Source organism: Streptomonospora arabica (assembly GCF_039531585.1).
Lineage (GTDB): Bacteria > Actinomycetota > Actinomycetes > Streptosporangiales > Streptosporangiaceae > Streptomonospora > Streptomonospora halophila.
Map to the genome: position 1 here is coordinate 193,073 of NZ_BAAAQI010000007.1, position 19,812 is coordinate 212,884.

Annotated in this window: 13 protein-coding genes, 1 tRNA gene and 1 pseudogene; 9 read left to right on the forward strand and 6 right to left on the reverse strand. The window is 74.1% G+C overall.

Going from position 1 to position 19,812, the window contains the following annotated elements; all coding sequences use genetic code 11:
• Positions 1 to 463: 463 nt before the first annotated feature.
• From ABD284_RS14280 to ABD284_RS14300, 5 genes and pseudogenes are all read left to right on the forward strand, one after another.
• Positions 464 to 775 (forward strand): annotated as a pseudogene (locus tag ABD284_RS14280) (transposase family protein); the annotation flags it as partial.
• Between the two features lie 269 nt (positions 776 to 1,044).
• On the forward strand, positions 1,045 to 1,962 hold the full coding sequence (locus ABD284_RS14285) for an ABC transporter ATP-binding protein (RefSeq protein ID WP_344143453.1): 918 nt from the start codon (positions 1,045 to 1,047) through the stop codon (positions 1,960 to 1,962).
• Between the two features lie 55 nt (positions 1,963 to 2,017).
• Complete coding sequence (locus ABD284_RS14290; protein ID WP_344143454.1) at positions 2,018 to 2,719, forward strand: ABC transporter permease; 702 nt, start codon at positions 2,018 to 2,020, stop codon at positions 2,717 to 2,719.
• A 2-nt stretch (positions 2,720 to 2,721) separates the two neighbouring features.
• Positions 2,722 to 4,080, forward strand: coding sequence for a sensor histidine kinase (locus ABD284_RS14295; protein WP_344143455.1), 1,359 nt, complete (start codon positions 2,722 to 2,724; stop codon positions 4,078 to 4,080).
• Positions 4,073 to 4,714 (forward strand): response regulator, encoded by a 642-nt coding sequence (locus tag ABD284_RS14300; RefSeq protein ID WP_344143457.1) that lies wholly within the window; start codon positions 4,073 to 4,075, stop codon positions 4,712 to 4,714. Before ABD284_RS14295 ends, ABD284_RS14300 begins: the two co-directional genes overlap by 8 nt.
• A 627-nt stretch (positions 4,715 to 5,341) precedes the next feature.
• On the opposite strand, the gene ABD284_RS14305 is transcribed toward ABD284_RS14300, so the two are convergent.
• The 3 genes from ABD284_RS14305 to ABD284_RS14315 all read right to left on the reverse strand — a co-directional run bounded on the left by ABD284_RS14305 (position 5,342) and on the right by ABD284_RS14315 (position 6,865).
• Positions 5,342 to 5,417 (reverse strand) — tRNA-Lys (locus tag ABD284_RS14305).
• 173 nt (positions 5,418 to 5,590) lie between these two features.
• Positions 5,591 to 5,779: a hypothetical protein gene (locus ABD284_RS14310; protein ID WP_344143458.1), complete on the reverse strand. Its 189-nt coding sequence runs from the start codon at positions 5,777 to 5,779 to the stop codon at positions 5,591 to 5,593.
• A 138-nt stretch (positions 5,780 to 5,917) separates the two neighbouring features.
• Positions 5,918 to 6,865 (reverse strand): BadF/BadG/BcrA/BcrD ATPase family protein, encoded by a 948-nt coding sequence (locus ABD284_RS14315; protein WP_344143459.1) that lies wholly within the window; start codon positions 6,863 to 6,865, stop codon positions 5,918 to 5,920.
• A 797-nt stretch (positions 6,866 to 7,662) separates the two neighbouring features.
• Between ABD284_RS14315 and ABD284_RS14320 the strand changes: the two genes are divergently transcribed.
• From ABD284_RS14320 to ABD284_RS14330, 3 genes are all read left to right on the forward strand, one after another.
• Entirely contained in the window at positions 7,663 to 8,721 is a 1,059-nt protein-coding gene (locus ABD284_RS14320) for a MurR/RpiR family transcriptional regulator (protein WP_344143460.1), read from the forward strand.
• The gene (locus tag ABD284_RS14325; RefSeq protein ID WP_344143461.1) at positions 8,718 to 9,686 is read left to right on the forward strand and encodes an N-acetylmuramic acid 6-phosphate etherase; all 969 of its coding nucleotides are present in this window, start codon (positions 8,718 to 8,720) and stop codon (positions 9,684 to 9,686) included. The genes ABD284_RS14320 and ABD284_RS14325 overlap by 4 nt, the downstream gene beginning before the upstream one ends.
• Before the next feature lie 173 nt (positions 9,687 to 9,859).
• Complete coding sequence (locus tag ABD284_RS14330) at positions 9,860 to 10,693, forward strand: SanA/YdcF family protein (protein WP_344143462.1); 834 nt, start codon at positions 9,860 to 9,862, stop codon at positions 10,691 to 10,693.
• A gap of 278 nt (positions 10,694 to 10,971) precedes the next feature.
• Here ABD284_RS14330 and ABD284_RS14335 read toward each other — a convergent pair whose 3' ends face one another.
• The 3 genes from ABD284_RS14335 to ABD284_RS14345 form a co-directional block, all read right to left on the reverse strand.
• Positions 10,972 to 12,423: a hypothetical protein gene (locus ABD284_RS14335; RefSeq protein ID WP_344143463.1), complete on the reverse strand. Its 1,452-nt coding sequence runs from the start codon at positions 12,421 to 12,423 to the stop codon at positions 10,972 to 10,974.
• A gap of 78 nt (positions 12,424 to 12,501) precedes the next feature.
• The gene (locus tag ABD284_RS14340; protein WP_344143464.1) at positions 12,502 to 13,140 is read right to left on the reverse strand and encodes a SanA/YdcF family protein; all 639 of its coding nucleotides are present in this window, start codon (positions 13,138 to 13,140) and stop codon (positions 12,502 to 12,504) included.
• 221 nt (positions 13,141 to 13,361) lie between these two features.
• On the reverse strand, positions 13,362 to 17,081 hold the full coding sequence (locus tag ABD284_RS14345; protein ID WP_344143465.1) for an NB-ARC domain-containing protein: 3,720 nt from the start codon (positions 17,079 to 17,081) through the stop codon (positions 13,362 to 13,364).
• Between the two features lie 419 nt (positions 17,082 to 17,500).
• On the opposite strand from ABD284_RS14345, the gene ABD284_RS14350 reads away from it, so the two are divergent.
• Positions 17,501 to 19,762: a UvrD-helicase domain-containing protein gene (locus tag ABD284_RS14350; RefSeq protein WP_344143467.1), complete on the forward strand. Its 2,262-nt coding sequence runs from the start codon at positions 17,501 to 17,503 to the stop codon at positions 19,760 to 19,762.
• The last annotated feature ends 50 nt before the right edge of the window (positions 19,763 to 19,812 follow it).

The following is a 19,812-nucleotide window of genomic DNA, read 5'->3' on the forward strand; positions in this document are numbered from 1 at the left end:
CGGCACGTCGGCATTCGAACACGCGGATCCGCGTGAAGGGTGTAGCGCGCGCAGCGAGCGAAGGCGCGGGCCGGAGGAAAAGGAGTCTCGCGGACCGGCGCCGGGCGCGCAAAAACGACCGACCGCTACTCAACGAGAGCACCACTGGTGCCCCCGTAGGACGGTCGGCCGTTACGAAACGTGAAGGGTGGTGCGCCATCAAGGACTCGAACCTTGAACCACTGATCAAGAGTATTCCTGAGCGTCCAGGTCACAGCCCCGTACCGGCCCTGCGAATCCGCTCCGGACACAAAGAAGTCCCTGTAAGTGACTTAACGACCAAGAAAGCCCGAACCGGGGACTCCGATGCTGTTCTACCGTGCCTGCCTGCCGTTGTCACACCGGTCGCTGAACCTCACCGCGTGCACCATCCGCACCCACCGCCGCGCCAACGGATCGCGATGGCGCCGACTGGACGCGGCCCAGCAGGCCCTCCTCCCGCGCCGCCCGCATCTGGCGCATCGGCGACCGTATCGCCGCCGCCGGCCTGCTCGGACTGGGCGACAAAGGCGACGCGGGCTACTCGCCTGCGGTGCTCACGCCGTTCAAGGGGCGGCACAAGCCGGAGTGGAAGAAGGAGGCCAACCGCACCCACGCGCGCCTGCGCAGTCCGGGCGAGCGCGCGATGGCCCGACTCAAGAACTGGCGGATCCTGCGCCGCCTGCGGTGCTGCCCGCACCGCGCAACCGAGATCGCCCGGGCGGTGCTGGTCCTTCAGCTACCCGAAGCACGATGAAAAGGGTTCACTACCTGGCGACGTCTACCCCATGCTCATCCGGCTTTCGGCGCGACTGGTGAACGGGCTGCCCGCCCGTTGAACCGACCGTCTGCGGTCGCCGGTCGGGTTAAAGACGGGCCGCCTCCGGGTCGGCGCATCGGCCGCCGATACGGAGGCGGCAGGGGCGGTATCCATCGTTCGGTGGATACCGGGGGTCGGCCGGATCCGCGGAGACCGAGGCCGGAAGGGCGATTCGCCGCAGGCAGCGACCGGCCAGGCTTGAGGCCATGGCAGTCATCGAGGTCCAGGAGATCAGTAAGAGGTACGGCGACCAGACGGCCCTGAGGCGGGTCTCCTTCTCCGTGGAGGAGGGGGAGGTCTTCGGAATCCTCGGTCCCAACGGGGCGGGCAAGACGACAGCGGTGGAATGTGTGGAGGGCCTGCGGCGTCCTGACTCCGGGGCGGTGCGGGTGCTCGGGTCCGATCCGCTCCGGCAGGGTTCAAAGCTGCGGGAGCACATCGGCGTCCAGCTGCAGAACACACAGCTGCCCGAGAACATCAAGGTGTGGGAGGCACTCGACCTCTACGCCTCGTTCTACGCCAGGCCCCGCGACTGGCGGGAGCTGCTGGAGCGGTGGGGACTCGCGGACAAGCGCGGCGCGCGGTTCGCGAAGCTGTCCGGGGGGCAGAAGCAGCGCCTGTTCATCGCTCTGGCCCTGGTCGGAAACCCGAAGGTCGCGTTCCTCGACGAGCTCACCACCGGGCTCGACCCCCAGGCCCGCCAGACCACCTGGGATCTGGTCAAGCGCGTACGCGCCGAGGGTGTGACCGTAATCCTGGTCAGCCACTTCATGGACGAGGTCGAAGAGCTGTGCGACCGGGCCGCGGTCCTCGACAAGGGCGCCGTCGTCGCCCTCGACACCCCTCAGGGACTGATCGAGGGCACAGACGCGGAGTACCGGATGAGCTTCCGGCTCGTCAACGGCAGCGCCGCCGAGCCGAGCCTCCCGCTGGAAAGCCTCGACGGCGTGACCTCGGTGTCCCGCACCGGCGACCTGGTCGTCGTGGCCGGGCGGGGCGACTTCGCCGCCCTCGTCACCGCCCACCTGGCCCGCGAACGCGTTCTCGTGCGCGACCTGCGCGTCGACAAGCGCACCCTGGACGACGCCTTCATCGCGCTGACCGGCCGCTCCAGCGACGCCTGACCGGCCCCGGCCCGGACCCGGACGCCCCTGCACACCCACGTACGGAAGAACCGCCGTGAAGATCCTCGCCAAGCTCACCGCCGTCGAGACCAAGCTGCTGGTACGCGAACCCGGAGCCGCGTTCACGCTGCTCATTCCGCTCTTCATCCTCGTGGTCTTCGGTGGTGAGATCACGGAGGGGGACGCCGTCCTCCTGCCGATGGCGGTCACCATTGCCATCGGCCTGGTCGGGTTGTACCTGCTGCCCACCACCCTGGCCACCTACCGGGAGAGGGGGATCCTGCGCAGGCTCTCGGTGACCCCGGTCCGCCCCGGCAACCTCCTCACCGTGCAACTCCTGCTCCAACTGGTGCTGACCGCGGCCGCGGTAGCCCTGCTGCTCTTCGTCGGCATCGGCGTCCTCGGTGCGCACGCCCCCGGACCCGCGGGGTTCCTGGCGGCCTCCGCGCTCGGCACGGCGGCGATGTTCTCCGTCGGCCTGCTCATCGCGGCGCTCGCCTCCAACGGGCGATCCGCCAACGGTTTCGGCGTCCTGCTCTATTTCCCGCTGGCCTACCTGGGCGGACTCATGCAGCCCGCCGACCGGATGCCCGATATCCTGGCCTCCATCGGCCGGTACACCCCGATGGGCGCTCTGCGGCAGAGTCTCCACGGCGTCTGGAGCGGCGGGGTCCTCGCTCCCCTGCCCCTGGTCACCATGGCCGTGTACGCCGTGGTCCTCAGCTTCGTCGCGGCCAGGTACTTCCGCTGGGAGTGAGCATGGAGACGACGCCGCAACGCGACCTCGACCTGCGGGAAGAGCGGGTGCGCAGCCTGGTGGGCGCCGTGCCCTACGTCCTCCTGGCGGCCTCCACCGTCCTGACCCTGGCCACCCATGACCTTCCCTGGGCGCGGATGCCGGTGACGCTGGGCCTCGTGGCCCTCACGGCGGCTCTCATCTGGACGATGACCGGCCTGAACCCCGACTGGACCGCCCGCCCGCGGGTGATGGCCGCCTTCGTCGCCACCCTGGTCGTGATGATCGCCGTGCTCAGCATCCGCTCCGTCTGGTTTGCGGGCTTCTTCGGCTTCACGGGCTACCTGTACTCCTGGCAGCTCCTCCAAGGCCGGTGGAGGTTCGTGGGAGTCACCGCCACCGCCGCCATCACCGTCACCGCCTACATGGGCGGGCTTCCCGCCCCCACCCCCTCGTCGGTCCTGCTGTACCTGTTCTTCGTCGCCGCTCTGGTCGCCCTGGTCGCGGTGTTCAGCCACCTCGGCGAGACCACCGCGGAGCGCAGCGACGAGCGCAGGCGGATGGTGGAGCGGCTGCGGGAGACCATCCGCGAGAACGACGGCCTCCACGCCCAACTGCTGGTCCAAGCGCGCGAAGCCGGGGCGCACGACGAGCGGGAGCGCATGGCTCGGGAGATCCACGACACCCTGGCACAAGGGCTCGTCGGCATCATCACCCAACTCCAGGCGGCCGAACGAGCCGCGGGGACCGCCACGGGAGCTTCGGCGGGCTCCGAAACCGCCGACGGCGCCGCCGATGTCGCTGAGGCGGCGGAGCGCAACCGTGCCGAGTGGCGGCTCAGGGTCGCCGACGCCATCCGGCTGGCCCGCGAGAACCTGGCCGAGGCACGCAGGTCCGTGCACGCCTTAGGACCGGCGCCCCTGGAGACCGCCCGACTGCCCGACGCCCTGGCCGACCTCACCGCCGAGTGGTCCCGGCTCAACGGGCCCCGCGTGGAATTCACGGCCACCGGACCGGTCCGCCCCTTGAACGCGGAGGTCGAGGCGGTCCTGCTCCGCGCCGTCCAGGAGGCCTTGGCCAACGTGGCCAGGCACGCCGGGGCCGGCCGCGTCGGGGTGACCCTGTCGTACATGGAGGACCTGGTCGTGCTGGACGTGCGCGACGACGGTATAGGCTTCGAGACGGCCGCGGGTCCGGAGGCGGTGCTCAGCCCCGCGAGCGCGCGCGGTGACGACGGCGCAACCGGCGGGTTCGGCCTGACGTCGATGAGGCAGCGGGTGACCCGGCTGGGAGGCACCCTCGACATCGAGTCCGAACCCGGTACCGGGACGGCGGTCTCCGCCGCCCTTCCGGCCGTTTCGAGGGAGACCGCCGGTGAATGAAGCTCCCGTCCGCGTGCTGATCGCCGACGATCACCCCGTCGTCCGGGACGGCATCCGAGGCATGTTCGCCGGTGACCCGGGTTTCGAAGTGGTGGGGGAGGCCGGTGACGGCGCCCGCGCCGTCGAGCTGGCGCGGACCTCGAAGCCCGACGTGGTCCTCATGGACCTGCGCATGCCGGGCACGGGAGGTGTGGACGCCATCCGCGATCTGGCCCGACTGGGGCTGCCCGCCCGCGTTCTGGTCCTGACCACCTACGCGACCGACAGCGACGTGGGCCCCGCCATCGAGGCCGGGGCCACCGGCTACCTCCTCAAGGACGCCCTGCCCGAAGACCTGGCGCGCGCCGTCCGGCTGGCCGCGCGCGGCGAGACCGTGCTCTCCCCGCTGGTTGCGAGTCGCCTCGTGGGCAGGGTCCGCGAGCCGGCCGTGTCACTGAGCGACCGGGAACTGGAGATCCTCCGGCTCATCGCCGCCGGCTCCACCAACCGAGAGGCCGCGGCCCGCCTGTTCATCAGCGAAGCCACGGTCAAGACCCACGTCCTGCACATCTACACCAAACTCGGCGTCAACGACCGAGCCGCCGCCGTCGCAGCGGGCTTCCGCCGCGGCCTCCTGGACGCGGGCGAGAGGTGATCCCGGCGCCTTGGCGCGACCCGGCGCGCAAGTCCGGGGCACCCGCACATCAGCCCCGCTTCTTGATGCCGTCCGCGCTATGCTGACCACTTCCCTCGCTGGGCGTCGCCCGCGCGGTTGTATGACTGAACTGCTGTGACCTCCGGTGAGCCTCCCCCGCGTGTGCGGACGCCGTCGGCGAGGTCAGCCGCGGGGGCCTGAGCGCGAGTCGGGCCCTTCGAAGACCCGCCCATGCAGGGTGCGTATGCGCAGCATCACTGGCGCCCCGACTCCCGCTGGGAAGCGCATTGGCGGGGACGGCCCGATCAGCACCCGGTGCGTCCACCGCGATAGGCGGCGCGGATCGACTCCGATGGTGGATCAAGGCAGGTCGGGGCTCGGCCGCGGCGTGCCCGGTCCAGCCGGGCAGGGCGCCGTGGATCGGAGGATCGGGACGGCTCTGCCGGAGCGTGCCGCGCGCTCCGGTTCACTCCAGTGGGGACGGCGCTGCCAACCGTCGTCAGGTGGCCGGATGGGCGCTGGCCTGGGGGATCGACACGGTGGCGACATAAGAGCACCCACGGAGCATCGGCGCCCACGACATCGGGCGTCTCATAGCCCCACAAGGGGCGATGACCTGCGGAGATGTGGTGCGCCATCAAGGACTCGAACCTTGAACCCACTGATTAAGAGTCAGTTGCTCTGCCACTTGAGCTAATGGCGCTTGTCGGAACGCCCGCGAGGCGCTGCTGCGCCGGTCCGGGCTCGCGACGCGTTAAACGATAGCAGCCTCCGGGATCGCCCGCGAACCGAATACGCCGCGCACGATCGCGCGGCCCCCACTCCGCCGCGCCCGGTGGGTGAGGGCCGCGGATCCGCTTTCCGCGGCCGCCCCGCTCAGGACCACGTGACGACCACGGCCACGATGATGCCGATGGCGAGGACCGCACCCACGCCCGCGAGGACGTAGGGGGTGATCGGCCGCTTCGGAGCCGCGTCGGGCTCGTTGTTGTCCGCCACGAAGCGGCGGAACATCATGGTCGAGCCGGCGGGGTCGCCCTGCTCTTTCTCGTTCTTGTCAGACATGCAGACGACGATAGCGACTCGCGGACCCCGATGACGCCCCCCGCGAACGATATTTCCCATTTTGAGCAGATCGAGTTTTACACCGGGTGATCGGGCCACCGCCCGCGAGTCAAGCGGGGCCCCAGGACCGGGCCCGCGCTAGCGGACGGGGTGGCGCAGCAGCGCCGCGTGCGCCTGCGGCGGCGACCCGCGGTCCCGCAGGGCCAGCCCTGCCGCGCCCAGCGCGCCGTCCGCCGCCCGCAGGGGCTCGGCGCAGCCGCGCTCACGCAGTCCGTCGCGGACGGCGTCGGCGACCGGCCCCTCCTCCAGTACACCGCCGGCCAGCACGACCGGTTCGCCGCCCACGCCGGGCTCGACCGCGGCGAGGGAGGCCAGCAGGTGCCGGGCGGCATCGGCGACGACCCGCACCGCGGCCGGGTCGCCCGCGGCCGCCGCCGCGCCGACCTCCGGAGCGAGCCCGCCCAGTTCGGCCGGGGCGCGGGCGTGCGCGGCGCGCACCAGCGCCGCCGGGTCGTGCGCGGGCACCTTCAGCCGCGCGGCCAGCCGCTCGCACAGCGACGTGGGGCCGCCGCGTCCGTCGAGTGCCGCCAGCGCCGCACGCAGGCCCGCGAGGGCCAGCCACACCGCTGAGCCCTCGTCGCCCAGCAGCCAGCCGTTGCCGTCGCTGCGGCGCACCACAGCGCCGCTGCGCACGCGCGCCGCGACCGCTCCGGTTCCCGCGATGAGTACGGCGCCGACGTCGGCTGCGCTGCCGGCGGCGAAGGCGACGGCGATGTCGTCGGTAACACGCGGCGCCCCCGGCAGGCCGAGGCCGTCCCAGGCTTCCTGCGCGACCTCGGCCGACCGCTCGCGCCCGGCCGTGGCGGCGCCCGCCAGGCCGAAGACGGCGTGGGAGACCTCGGCGCCGGGGATTCCCGACAGGGCGCCGCGCAGCGCCTGGGCGAGGGCGGCCGCCGGGTCGCCGCCGGAGAGGTTGTTGGCACCCGGCGCCCGTCCGTAGCCCAGGAGCCCGCCCTCGGGTGAGACCGCCGCGCACCGGGTGGAGGTGCCGCCGGCGTCGAGTCCGACCACGACTTGCTGCGCCATGCCGACGAGCCTATTCCGCGCGGGCCGACTGCGTGCGGCGGCCCGCTCGGCGCGGCGGGCGGAGCCGGAAGCGGCCGCACCACGGCCGCGACGCCGCGGCTTCCACGTGGCGCGCCGCGCCAGGGCGCGGTGGGGCCGCGGCGCGGCTGAAAGCGCACGGCACACGGGTGAAAGTGAATCGCCAGCGCGATGTAAGCCCGTGGCGCCAAGGTGGGATACCAGGCGGTCCCGGCTGGTACTTCCCCGCTGCCGGGTACACGCCGTCGATGCGGGCCGGGACCGCTGGGGGGCGTCTCGGCTCCCAGGGGCCGGAGGACGGCCGGCTCGTGGGGGAACGCGGCTCCCCGGAGCCGCGCCGTGCCTGGCGGGACGAACCGGGGAGGGTCAACCCCGCCAGGCACGCCCCGCACCCGGGACCGGCTCGATACGGCCTCTGAGCCCGGTCCCGGTGCGGGGACTCCCACAGCGGCCGTCCCGAACGGCGCCGGCATTCCCCGCGGCCCGGCTCGTGTCCCTTCCTTTCCTTCCCCCTCCGCCGCCTGCGTCCCGGCCCCGCCGCGCAGGCGGCGCGGCGTGCCCTGCGGCAGCGCCCCCGCCCCGTTTCGCGCACGTGATCGTCCACACCCGCGAGTGACCCCTGCCCACCCGGGCGCGCGTAAGCGATCATGGATACCAGCGGCCCGCACGGGTGACTCTCCGGGTGCCCGCTCGCACGTCGGGCGCACACGGCCGAGAGAGGCCGCGGGTATCCCGGCCCCGCATTGACTGCACATGCCGACCGAAAGAAACTTTCCAACATGGCGAAGACGGCGAAGCCGACCGGCCCGGGCGACGGCGGGGAACCGCGGGACGACACCCCCGCGGGGGCAGCGGCGCGCGGCGACTCCCCGGCGCCCACCACGGTGCTGCACATCCGCTCCCTCCTCCCCTCGCTCGCACCCGCCGAGCAGCGGGTCGCCCAGCGGATCGTCGACGACCCCGAGCGCGTCGCGGCGTCGTCCATCACCCAGCTGGCCAAGGACTGCGACACCTCCGAGGCCACGGTCATCCGGTTCTGCCGCACCATCGACTTCACCGGCTACCGCGAGCTCCGCCTCGCGCTCGCCACGGAGGCCGGGCAGGCGCGCGGCGCCGGAATCAGCGCGCGCGAGGTCGCCGGCGACATCAACCCCGACGATACGCTGGTGACCGTCGTCGAGAAGATCGCCTACACCGACGCCCGGGCCGTCGAGGACACCGCCGCCCAGCTGGACACCGAGGTGCTCCAGGCGGTCGTCGACCGCATGGCGGCGGCGCGCCGCATCGACATCTACGGCGTGGGGGCCAGCGCGTTCGTGGCCGCCGACCTCCAGCAGAAGCTGCACCGCATCGGCGTCACCTCCTTCGCCTGGTCCGACAACCACGTGATGCTCACCAGCGCCGCTCTGCTGAACGAGCACGACGTCGCCCTGGCGGTCTCGCACACCGGGACGACCATCGACACCATCAACGCCCTCGCCGAGGCCCGGCGCCGCGGTGCCGCCACCGTCGCCGTCACCAACTTCCCCCGCTCGCCCATCAGCGAGGCGGCCGACTACATCCTGACCACCGCGGCGCGCGAGACCACCTTCCGCTCGGGCGCCACGGCCAGCAGGCTGGCCCAGCTGACCGTGATCGACTGCTTGTTCGTAGGGCTCGCCCAGTCCCGCTACACCGACAGCCGCAGTGCCCTGGCCACCACCTACGACGCGGTGCGGGGCCTGCGCGTCGGCGAGCAGCGCAGGCGTCTGGGGCCGCGCGCCGACGAAGCCGCGACTGCGGACGCCCCGGCGACCGAGGATTCTGACCAGCGCGCGAACGGAGATGGAGCGGTATGACGCCGCAGCAGGACGCCGGCCGGGACGGCGCCACCGCCGCCGTCCCGGCACCCCTGGAGATCGTGCGGGTGCCCACCGAGCGCCGCAACCAGGCCACGTACGACATCGACCGGCTGACCACACTGGGCATTCTGCGCGAGATCAACGCAGAGGACGCCACAGTGCCGCGCGCCGTCGCCGCCGTCCTGCCCGACCTCGCCCGCGCGGTCGACCTGGGTGTCGAGGCGCTGCGGGGCGGGGGGCGCATCCACTACTTCGGCGCCGGCACGCCCGGGCGCATCGCCACCACCGACGCCGCCGAGCTTCCGCCCACCTTCGGCACCGCGCCCGAGACGGTCCTGGCCCACCACGCCGGAGGCGCCACGACACTGGAGCGGGCGGCCGAGGGGATCGAGGACGACGAGGACCTGGGCCGCGACGACGCCGGCGCCGTCGGCGCGGGCGACCTCGCGGTGGGCCTGACCGCCAGCGGGCGCACCCCCTACGTCGCGGGCGCCCTGCGCGCCGCGCGGCGAGCGGGGGCGGCGACCGTGCTGGTCACCGCGAACCCGGCGGCGCCGCTGGCCGACGCCGCCGACGTGCACGTGGGCGTCGACACCGGCGCCGAGGTGATCGCGGGCTCCACCCGGATGAAGGCGGGCACGGCCCAGAAGCTCGTGCTCAACGCGTTCTCCACGGCGGTGATGGTGCGCCTGGGCCGCACTTACTCCAACCTGATGGTCGGGGTCAACGCCACCAACGCCAAGCTGCGCGGCCGGGCGGTCACCATCCTCGCCGAGGCCAGCGGCATGGACGAGGACTCCTGCGCCACCGCCCTGACACAGGCCGACGGCGACACCCGCGTGGCGCTGGTGACCCTGCTCACCGGAGCGGGCACCGACCGCGCCGCCGCCGCACTCACCGCCTGCGGCGGCCGGGTGCGCGACGCTCTGCAGCACATCGAGGACGCGCCGGAGCCCCGGTAACACCCGCCCGCAACGGCGGCGCCCGCGCGCGGCGCGCCTGGCGCTCCCGGTGCGCACCCGCGCGCAAGCGGGCGGGCGCGACGCGAAGAGTCTCCGTGCGGCCGCGGTACGCCCGGCGAGACGTCGCCACCCGCGGGTCGGGCGGGAACCCGATCCGTCTCCGGATCGTCGGTGTGACTGTGAGCAACGAGCCCTCGGAGTACGCGGAGCCCTCCCGCCGCCCGGACGCCGCCGTCGCCCCTGAGGAGGCGCCCGTCCCGGACACGGGCTCCGACACCCCGACGGTGCCGACTGCAGGGCCGCCGCACCCGCCCGCAGCGGCGAGCCGCAGGCGTCCCGCCGGGCGGTGGCGCCCGCCGGGTGTGCGCGCCTGGTCGCTCCTGCTCCTGGTCGCGGCGGTGGCCGGGCTGGTGCCCTACGCGTGGCTGAACGCGACGACGGTGGACCAGCGGACGGGCGCGGCCGAGGCACGGCACAGGCCGGTGGCGATCGTGCTCGGCGCGGGCCTGCGCGACGACGGCACGCCGACCACGCTGCTGGCCCGCCGCCTCGACATCGCCGCCCGGCTGTACCGGGCCAAGCTCGTCGACGCCGTGCTGGTGAGCGGGGACAACAGCGTCGCCGCCTACAACGAGCCCGACGCCATGCGCGACTACCTCGCCGCCGCCGGGGTGCCGCGCCGCAAGGTGGCCGCCGACTACGCGGGATTCAGCACCTGGGAGACCTGCACGCGTGCGCGGCGGATCTTCGGGGTCGAGGCGGCGTCGGTCGTCACCCAGAACTTCCACCTGCCGCGCGCGGTGGCGCTGTGCTCCCGCGCCGGGATCGACACCCGGGGCGTCGGCGACTCCAGCTACTCCGTGCGGACCACGGCGACGGTCTACGGCTACGTGCGCGAGGTGCCGGCGGCGTTCCCGGCCCTCTACCAGGCCCTCCTCCGGCCGGACCCGCAGTTCCTCGGGCCCGGCGAACCCGACGTCCGCGAGGCGCTGGCGGCGCCCCGGTAGCCGTTCTCCTCCGTGAGGCTGGAAACGCGGGAGGCGGGTGGGCGCAGGGGCCGACCGTCCTCGACGCAGCGGGCCGGGGCCAGGCGGCCGGTGGTGTCCGGGTGGCGTTGGCGCGAGCGACGCGGGCCGTGGAAGGCCTCCCGGCTGCCGGTGCTGATCTCGGTCGATGCACGCCGATGTCGGAGGCCCCTTTCCGCTGTCACGACACGGCCGGGCGCGGACCCGCGCGCCGACAGGCCGGGGCGGGGCCCACCCGCCCCTCGGCCGCCCCGCGGGGCTCAGCGGCCTCCGCCGAAGAGCCGGCCGAGCAGCCCGCCCGGCTGCGGCGCCTGCCGGGGGCCCGCGGACCCCGGTGCGGCGGTCCCCTGCGCGCCCTCGGCGGCGTCGGTCCCGCCGTCGTCGCCGTCCTCGGAGCCGGAGCCGTCGACCCCGGCGAACGCGCGGAACTCCTCGCGGCGCTCGGGAAGACCCCAGGCGGCGACCGTCTCGCCGAGCCCGGCGCTCTCCCACGTCCGCTCCGGCAGCTCGGCCAGCTCCCACAGCACCTTGAGCGTGTCCTCGTCGAGGTCTACCGAGGGGTCGACGGCGTCCTCGACCGCGCTGCGCGGACCGAGGACCATTTCCAGTGCGGCACCGGCGACCGCCGCGAGCGTGGCGCCCTCCGCCTCGGCGAGCGCGGCGGGCAGCACACCGAGGCGCTCGCTGACGCCCCGGCCGCCCGCGCGCCCCAGCGCCAGGAAGCCGAGCGACTCGGGCGGGGTCTCGCCGCAGTGCGGCCAGGCGTCGCCGAAGAGGCCGCGGTAGCCCGGCCTGGCGCGGCGGCCGTTGGCGATGCGGGTGAAGCACTCCTGGGGCGCCTTCTCGCCGTGGATCTGCACCATGGCCACGGCCGCGGTGAAGGAGTTGTACAGGTGTCCCGCGGCCATCTCGTGTGCGAGCGCCACCGTGGCGGCGGGGTCGTCGGCCGGGGCGAGCATGCCCAGGGCGAACACCTCGGCGGAGACCGGGTCGTCCGAGGAGCCGGACGAGCCTCCGGAAAGGTCGGCGGGCCTGCCGATCCGCCGCAGCAGGGCGGGGTAGACCTCGGCCGCGGCGCCGGGCAGGAACGCGAGGACGTAGCAGGCCCACTCGGCCGGAGGGTCGATGCCGCGCCGGTTGTCGCGGCCGTCGAGGAGCGTCAGCAGGTCGGCGGCGCGGGCCAGCACGGTGTCGTAGACGGCCAGCTCGGCCTGGAGCAGCTCGGGCCCGCCGTCGCGGGCGGCGGTGTCGAGCCGGACGCGCATTCTTCGGTAGTGCTGCTCGTCGGGGGCCTCCTGCACCCACGTGCGGTACTGGTCGCGGACCTTGTCGACGTCGGAGCCCGCGGCCCATGCGGCCTCGTCGCGCCAGAGGGCGTCGTCGAGGCGCTGGGGCACCAGCGTGGTCGCGGCGGGAGCCAGCAGCTCCAGCAGCAGGCTCAGCGGGCGCGAGCGCCAGTCGGCGGGGGTGTCGGGGTGGCAGGCGATGGAGACGAGGAAGTCGGCGACCCGCGGCGCGGCCGTGTAAGCGGGAGCGGGGAAGCGGACGAGGTCGAACAGTGCGGCGACCGCATCGTCGACACCGCGCTCGGCGGTACCGCCCCCGGCGATGTCGCGCAGGAGGCCGGGGATCTCGCCTCCGCGCGGAGCGAGACCGCTCCAGTCGATGTCGTCCAGTCCGTGCAGGGGTCCGGAACCCGTCGTCGCGTCCATACCCCGCATTATCGCCGTGCCGACGCCCTCACCGCCAACCCGGCGCTTTCGGATGTGGACGGGCGCGGCGCGGGGGCGTCAGGACAGCGCGGTCCGCAGCTCGCCGCGCGGCGGCTCGACGACGGCGGGCGCGGGCTGCAGTACGGCGTCGCCCAGCGCCTTGGTGTTGGCGCCGATCTCGCGCAGGTAGCCCACCGCGGTCGAACGCGGCCGCCGCCGGAAGCTGGGGTCGCCGACACCGTAGGCGTCCACGCCCGCCGCCCGGCACAGGGCGACCGCGCGGGGCAGGTGGAAGACCTGGGTGACGACGATCGCCCGGTCCACGCCGTAGGTCTCGCGCGCCCGGACCGCGGTGTCCCACGTGCGGTAGCCGTGCGGATCGGCCACGACCGCGTCCTCGGGCACGCCGCGCTCGACCAGCTCGGCGGCCATGGTGTCGGTCTCGCGGTTGGCCACGGGCCGGTTGTCCCCGGACACGAGCACCGCCCGCACGGTGCCCTCGCGGAACAGCCGGGCGGCGATGTCGATGCGGCCCTCCAGCAGCGGGGAGGGGCCGGTCGGCCACACCGCCGCCCCGAGCACGATCGCGACCGGCCGGATGGGCACCCGCCCGAGCCGCGTACGGCGCCCGCCGCTGGCCAGGTAGCTCCACGCGGTGGGCCCCAGCGCCGCCGCCGCACCCGCCACGCCGGCGGCCGCCCACATTCCCGGTCTCATATGCTCTCCCGTCACCGCCGCCCCGCCCGGGGGCGCTGTGCGCCACGAACCGACTTCCGCCTCCCGCGTCGACCGCCTGCGTAGGGGGCACCGCGGGGCGGGAACACCCGACTGCCGTCCGGCCCGCCCGACCCTAGCGCTTCAGCGGGCCCGCAACGGCCAGGACCTCGCTCGCCGCGGGGACGAAGCGCGCAGGCGGTCGGCCGTGCGGGCGCCGGCGGTCACGGCGACGGCGGCGGGCAGCCCGGGCCCGAGCCGCTGTCGGCGCCGGATACGGCGTCGGGGGAGGAGCCCGCGGACGGTTCGCCGGCATCGGGCGCCTCCGCGGTGCTCCCGGGCCGGCGCTGACGCGGCGCGTGCAGCGCGCGCTCCGCCGAGTCCTCCCGGTCGTCCCCTGGACCCTGACCCTCCGCGCTCGGGTGCTCCGCCGCCTCCGCGTGCGGGGCCGACTCGGACACGCCCGCTCCCGGCGCATCGGGCCCGGCCGTCGCGGGTTCGGCCGCGGACGGCGGACCGCCCGCGTCGGAGGCGCCGCCTGCGGGGACGGAAAGGCCGTCCGCGCGCGGCTCCTCCGCATCCGCAGGGCCGTCCCGGCCTTCCGGCCCGGCGCCTCCGCCGGCCGGCGCGGCACCGCCCGGCTGCGCCTCTGCGGTGCCGACTCCCCAGCGGAACTGCTCGGGCGGCGCCGCAGGGCCGTTCTGGATGCGGGTGAGGCGGTGGTGGGCCTCGCGGTCGCGCCACTCCAGACCTACCGCGCGGGCCTCCTCACGGGCGGCGGTGAGGTGGCGGATCGCCGCCTCGGTGTTGCCGGTCTCGTCGAGCAGGCGGCCGAAGAGCTCCTCGGCGCCGATGCGGCCGACGCGGTCCCCCAGCCGCTGGAACGCCTCGTAGGCGTACTCCGCGTCGACCAGCGCGTGGCGGGAGCAGCCGGCGTCCGTCAGCGCCTCGGCCGCGGTGCGGTGGGCGCGGGCGTGCCAGAGCTGGTCGCCGAGCTCGGCGAAGCCCTCGGCGGCGGCGCGCATCGTGGCGGCGCACTCGTCGACGCTCACCTTAGCGGTCAGCCGCACGCTGCCCAGGGCCAGGTCCGTGCGGTGCCTGCCCCACGTGTCGCCCATCTCGGCCAGCGTCGCGGCGGCCTCCTCCAGCATCCGGATCCGCTGCTCGACCGACCACCGGCGCTGCTTCTCGGCCACGGCCCGCTGGCCCGCGCGCCCGGCCCGGGGCAGCCGGTCGAACCACTCCTGGGTCTGGTCGAAGTACTCGCCGAGGAACCCGCGCGCGGTGTTGCGCAGCTCGTTCTCGTAGTGCCGGTAGCTGCGCAGGTGCTCCTGCGTCGTCGCGAGCCGGAACCGGCGGCCCTCGCGGGCCACCTTGCCCTCGATGCGGTCGCGCTTGTACTCGGCCCGGGCGGGGTCGAGCGCCAGGCGGACCTCGCGCCACTGCTCGTCCAGGCGGCCGGTGTCCAGCTCGGCCATGGCGCGCTGGCAGCGGGCGGTGTACCAGCGCTCCTCGGCCCGCCGGTAGTACTCGCGCACCTCGTCGAGCATGAACCACGCGTTCAGCTCCCGCCCGCGGGCGGCCATGATCTCGGCGAGGGCGATCCGCGCGTTGCTGTGCTCGTCCCAGTCCTGCTCGTCGCGGAAGATGCGGCAGGCCGACTGGAGCAGTTTCTGCGCGCGGAGGTGCTCGGCGCCGTCGGCCGCGGAGCCCGACCGGTACTCGGCGTCGCGGCGCCTCCCCCGCTGGGCGTGCACCTCGGCGAGGTCGCACAGCACCCGGGCCCTCCACCAGTGGTCGCCCTCCTCGCCGAAGATCCGCTCGGCCGTGTTCAGGGCCTCAGCTCCGCCGTCCAGGTGTCCGCGGCGCTGGAGGTTGACGCCGAGGGAGCGCCGGGCGCGCGCCCGCCAGTGCGGGGATGCGGCGTCGGACGCTTCGCCGGACCGGGCGGCGCCCCGGTCGCCGGCCTGCTCGAAGACCCGCCGCGCCGTCTCGGCGTCGTCGATGCCGGCCTGGTAGTCGCCCATCTTGCCCGCGATCTCGGCGCGGTCCAGCCGCGCGAGCCCTCCGGCCAGGCGGTCGCCCAGCCGGTAGGCGGTGCGCAGCTGGACCAGGGTCGCCTGCTCCCAGTCGGCCCAGTACACCCGCCACACCTGGCACAGCGCCGCGAAGGCGTGCGCCAGCCGCCATCCCAGCTCCGGCAGGTCGTGGGTCTCGGCGAGCCGCATGCACATCAGCAGCGACTCCCGCTCCTGGGTGAGCCACTGCCGCGGGCTTCCGGTGGGCGCCAGCCGCAGTCCCGGCGCGGGGGTGATGTCGGTGCGCTCGCCCAGCACACCGGGGTCGTGGGTGCGGGTGACCTCGGCCGCGGCCTGTTCGACCAGCCAGGTGTAGGCCGAGACGAGGCGGCGGGCGGCGCCGCGGCCGCCGGCGCCCTCCCAGTTGTCGCGCTCCCACTGCGTGAGGCGCAACTCGCGGGCGTCGATCATCCGCAGCGTCTCGCGCACCAGGTCGTGGATGCGGAAGGTGTTCTCGCGGGTCTCGTTGCGCTCGGTGGCCAGGACGAGGTAGCGGCGGACCAGGCCGTCGATGAGCGCGCCCGCGGTGTCGCGGGGCACGTCCAGCAGCACCGCCGCCGACCAGTCGCTGAACTTGCGCAGGTCGGAGTCGGCGATGTGCTTGAGCAGCAGCCGCTCCTGGGGTTCGCACAGCTGGAGGCTGAACGCGAAGGAGGCGGCGAAGCCGTGCGGGCCGTCCAGCAGCGGGCTGCGCACGAAGTCGTCGAGCTCCTCCAGGACCTCGCGCGGGCTCGGGTCGGACTGCTCGACGAGCCGGCCGCCGCACAGCCGTATGGCCAGCGGCAGCCCGTGGCAGCGCCGCACGATCTCGGCGCGGTCGCGCCGGGCCCGGTCGAGCTCGTGCGAGCCCGGGCCCAGTTGCACCGGCGCGATGCGGTCGAGCAGCTCCTCGCCTTCGCGCTGGCCGAGCTCGTCCAGTTCGCAGGACTCGAACTCGAACTCGGCGTGGCCGAAGGCGCGCCGGGAGGTGATCAGCACGGCGCAGCGCGACCCGCTGGGCACCAGCGGCCACACCTGGTCGGCGTCCTTGGCGTTGTCCAGGACGACGAGCATCCGCCGGCTGTAGGTCAGCGCCCGCCAGGTGTTGGACAGCTTCTCGACGGTGGCGCCGGAGGGGATGCGGCCCTGCATCGACTGGACCAGCGCTTCCAGGACCTTCGCGGTCGAACGGGGCTCGCGCTGGGGCAGGGTGGGCCCGGGCACGTCGATGGTGAGGGTGTCGGAGTCGCGGCGCGCACCGCGGTCGAACATGCGCCGCATCCGCCGGCCGATGCCCCGGGTGAGGCCGCCACCGGAGTCCTCGCCGGTATCGGCCTCGTCGGGCTCCCGGTCGCCGGAGAGCTCCACCCACCGCACGCCGTCGGGGAAGCGGTCCAGCACCTCGTGCGCGATCTGGGTGGCGACCTGCGTCTTGCCCGTGCCCGGGGCTCCGCTGATCACGACCACGAGCGGGGATCGGCGGGAGTCGCGCAGCTTGGCCCGCAGGTCGAGGAAGCCGCGCACGCCCGCGCGGGGGAAGATGCGGAAGTGGCGGCGCAGCCGAGCCATCAGGCCCGCATGGCCGGTGAAGCGCTCGCTGTAGGGCGGCAGCTCGATCTGCGGCTGCCTGGGGGCGAGCGGCGGCGGCTTGGCCCCCGCATCCCGGTTCGAGTCGAAGCCCACGGTGACCGCGGCGGTGGCCACCGCGCCGGTGACGGAGAGCCCCCAGACGACGGTGCGGGGAAAGTCGTCGAGCAGGTCCGGGGCCATCTGCAGGAGCAGCGCGCAGGAGATGAAGGCGACGGGGGCGACCACTCCGCCGGTGAGTCTGCGCAGCAGCGGGCGACGGGCCGGCCCGCGCTGCTGGCTCGACCTCTCCTGCGGCATTGGCACGCCCACCTCTGCAGTTCTGCCGGCTGCGCCCTCTCGACCGCAAACTCCGGCCGACGGAGGATGTCCGAAGGCAACACGGTACCCCTCCGTCCCTTTCGCGGCCCGGGTTGTGTCCGGATTCCGCCGCGGCCGGCCGCGTATTCGCTGTCCGGCGATACCGCGGCGGCGGGCGCCCGATCGGGAGGCGGTATGAGCGGGCGACGCGGCCGGCGCGGGGACTCGGCCCCGCTGGTGAACCCCCCGTATGCGGCCGATCGCCGCCCGGAGCGGGGCCGGTGGACTGCGCGGCCGCGCATCGGGCGGAATATCGGCCAAATCCGGCCGTAATGTCATAAGCGTCGGATACAACAACAAGGGAATGGCAGTGAACGTGCGGGATTCACCGCGCTGATGCGCCCGCGAAAGGGAGGCCCATGCCGCAGTTGGCGATCGACGCGACGTGTCTTCCGCAGTACGACAAACTCGACAGGCCCACGCGCGAGCGCCTGCTCGCGGCCACGCGCAAATTCCGCGAACTCTCGCTCGACGCCCTGCTCGCCCACCCCGACCTGCGGATCCGCTCGCTTCCCAAAGGACAGGATCCGCGTATTCGCACTTTCCGCATCAGCGACTCCTGGACCGGGGTGATGCTGGCGCCGGAGTCCGGAGAGACCTTCCTCCTCGTCCATCTGCTCCCCCGCGACTCCGCCGCGGACTGGGCCGGCGACCAGCGCCACGACGTCAACCCCGTCATGGGCACGCTGGAACGCCGCGACGCCTCGGCCCTGGGACAGTCCGACACGGGTCCGGCCGGCCCCGCGGCCGCAGCGCCGCCGCGGCCCGAGGCCGCGCCGGCACCCGCCGCCGCGGCGCGCCCCACCGCCCGGGCCGACCCCGGCTCGGCGCCGCAGGCGGCACCCCCACCGCTCCCCGCCGCCTCCACCCCCTCCCCCGACGGCACCACCGGCCTCCTCTTCGACCGGATCACCGACCGCGACCTCCAGCGGCTCGGCATCGACCCCGAGATCCTCGACTTCTGCCGCAGCGTGGCCACCGCCGACGAACTGCACGGCTGGGCGCCCGCCCTGCCCCAGGACCAGTACGAGGTGCTGCGCGCCCTGGCCGAGGGCCACTCGGTGCAGCGGGTGCGCGACGAGGTCGTCGTGCCGCGCCGCCCCGCCGTCGGCGCCGTGGCGCCCGACGACTACGACACCGCCATCCGGCACACCCGCGAGCGGGTCATCGTCGTCAACGACAACCAGGAGATCGAGGACGTCCTCGCGGGCGAGTTCAACGCCTGGCGGATCTACCTGCACCCCATGCAGCGCGAACTGGCCTACCGCCCCCGGTTCAACGGACCCGCGAAGGTCTCGGGCGGCCCCGGAACCGGCAAGACCGTCGTCGCACTGCACCGGGTCAAACACCTGGCCGAGCACCTGCCGCTGGGCGGACGGGTGCTGCTGACCAGCTTCACCAACGCCCTGGTGGAGTCGCTCAAGCGCAACCTCGCGCTGCTGCTGCCGCCCGAGCTCGTCGAGGACGTCGACGTGGTCACCACCGACAAACTCGCGCTGGACGTGGTCAAGGAGGTCCACCCCGACGTCCGGCTGCGCACCGACACCCGCGGGATCTTCGCCAACTACACCCGGCAGCACCGCCTGCCCTGGCCGGTCGACTTCCTGTTCTCGGAGTACCGGCATGTGGTCACCGCGCACGGGATCACCACCCTGGAGGGCTACCTCGACCCCGACGCGCGGGTCGGGCGCACCACGCCGCTCGACGCCGACCAGCGCCGCGAGGTCTGGCACGCCATCAGCAGCGTCCGGGCGATGATGCGCACCAGCCGCCGGGTGCCCGCAGAGGACCTGCACGCCGAGGCCGCCCGCATCCTCGACGAGCGCTCCGAGCTGCCCTACACCAACCTGGTCGTCGACGAGGCCCAGGACCTGCACCCGGCGCAGTGGCGCACCCTGCGCGCCGCGGTCCCCCGCGGGCCCAACGACATGTTCATCGCCGGCGACAACCGGCAGCGCATCTACGACAACACCGTCTCCTTCCGCCGGCTCGGCATCGAGATCGTCGGCCGCTCCTTCCCGCTGCGGGTGAACTACCGCACCACCGAGCAGATTCTGACCTGGGCGGACGGCATCCTTCGCGGGCGGCCGGTGACCGAGCTGGGCGACTCCTCGGCCACCGAGCCCGGTGGGGCCGCACGCTGCGTTCTCAGCGGCCCCGAGCCCGAGCTGTTCGGTGCGCCCGACGAGCCCGCCGAGCTGGACGCGCTGGCCGAGCGGGTGCGGGCCTGGCTGGCCGAGGGGATCGCGCCCGCCGACGTCTGCGTGACAGCGCGCACCAACAAGCTGCGCGACTCGGTGGCGGCCCATCTGCGGGCGCGCTCCCTTCCGGCGGGGATATTCCATCCGCGCGAGCACTCGATCACCGACCCCGCGCACGGTGTGCGGGTGACCACCATGCACGGGGTCAAGGGGCTGGAGTTCCGGGCCGTCGCGGTGTTCGCCGCGACGGCCGACGCGCTGCCCCAGCTGGACCGGGTCACCAGCGCCGACCTCGACGAGAACCAGCACCGGGCCGATCTCGACGCGCAGCGCTCCCTGCTGTACGTGGCCTGCACGCGCGCACGGGAGCGCCTGTACGTGAGCTGGCACGGCACGCCGAGTCCGTTCCTGCCGCTCTGAGGCGCGGGCCCCGGGGGTATCGGGCCCGCGGGGGGCGGGCCGCACTCGGT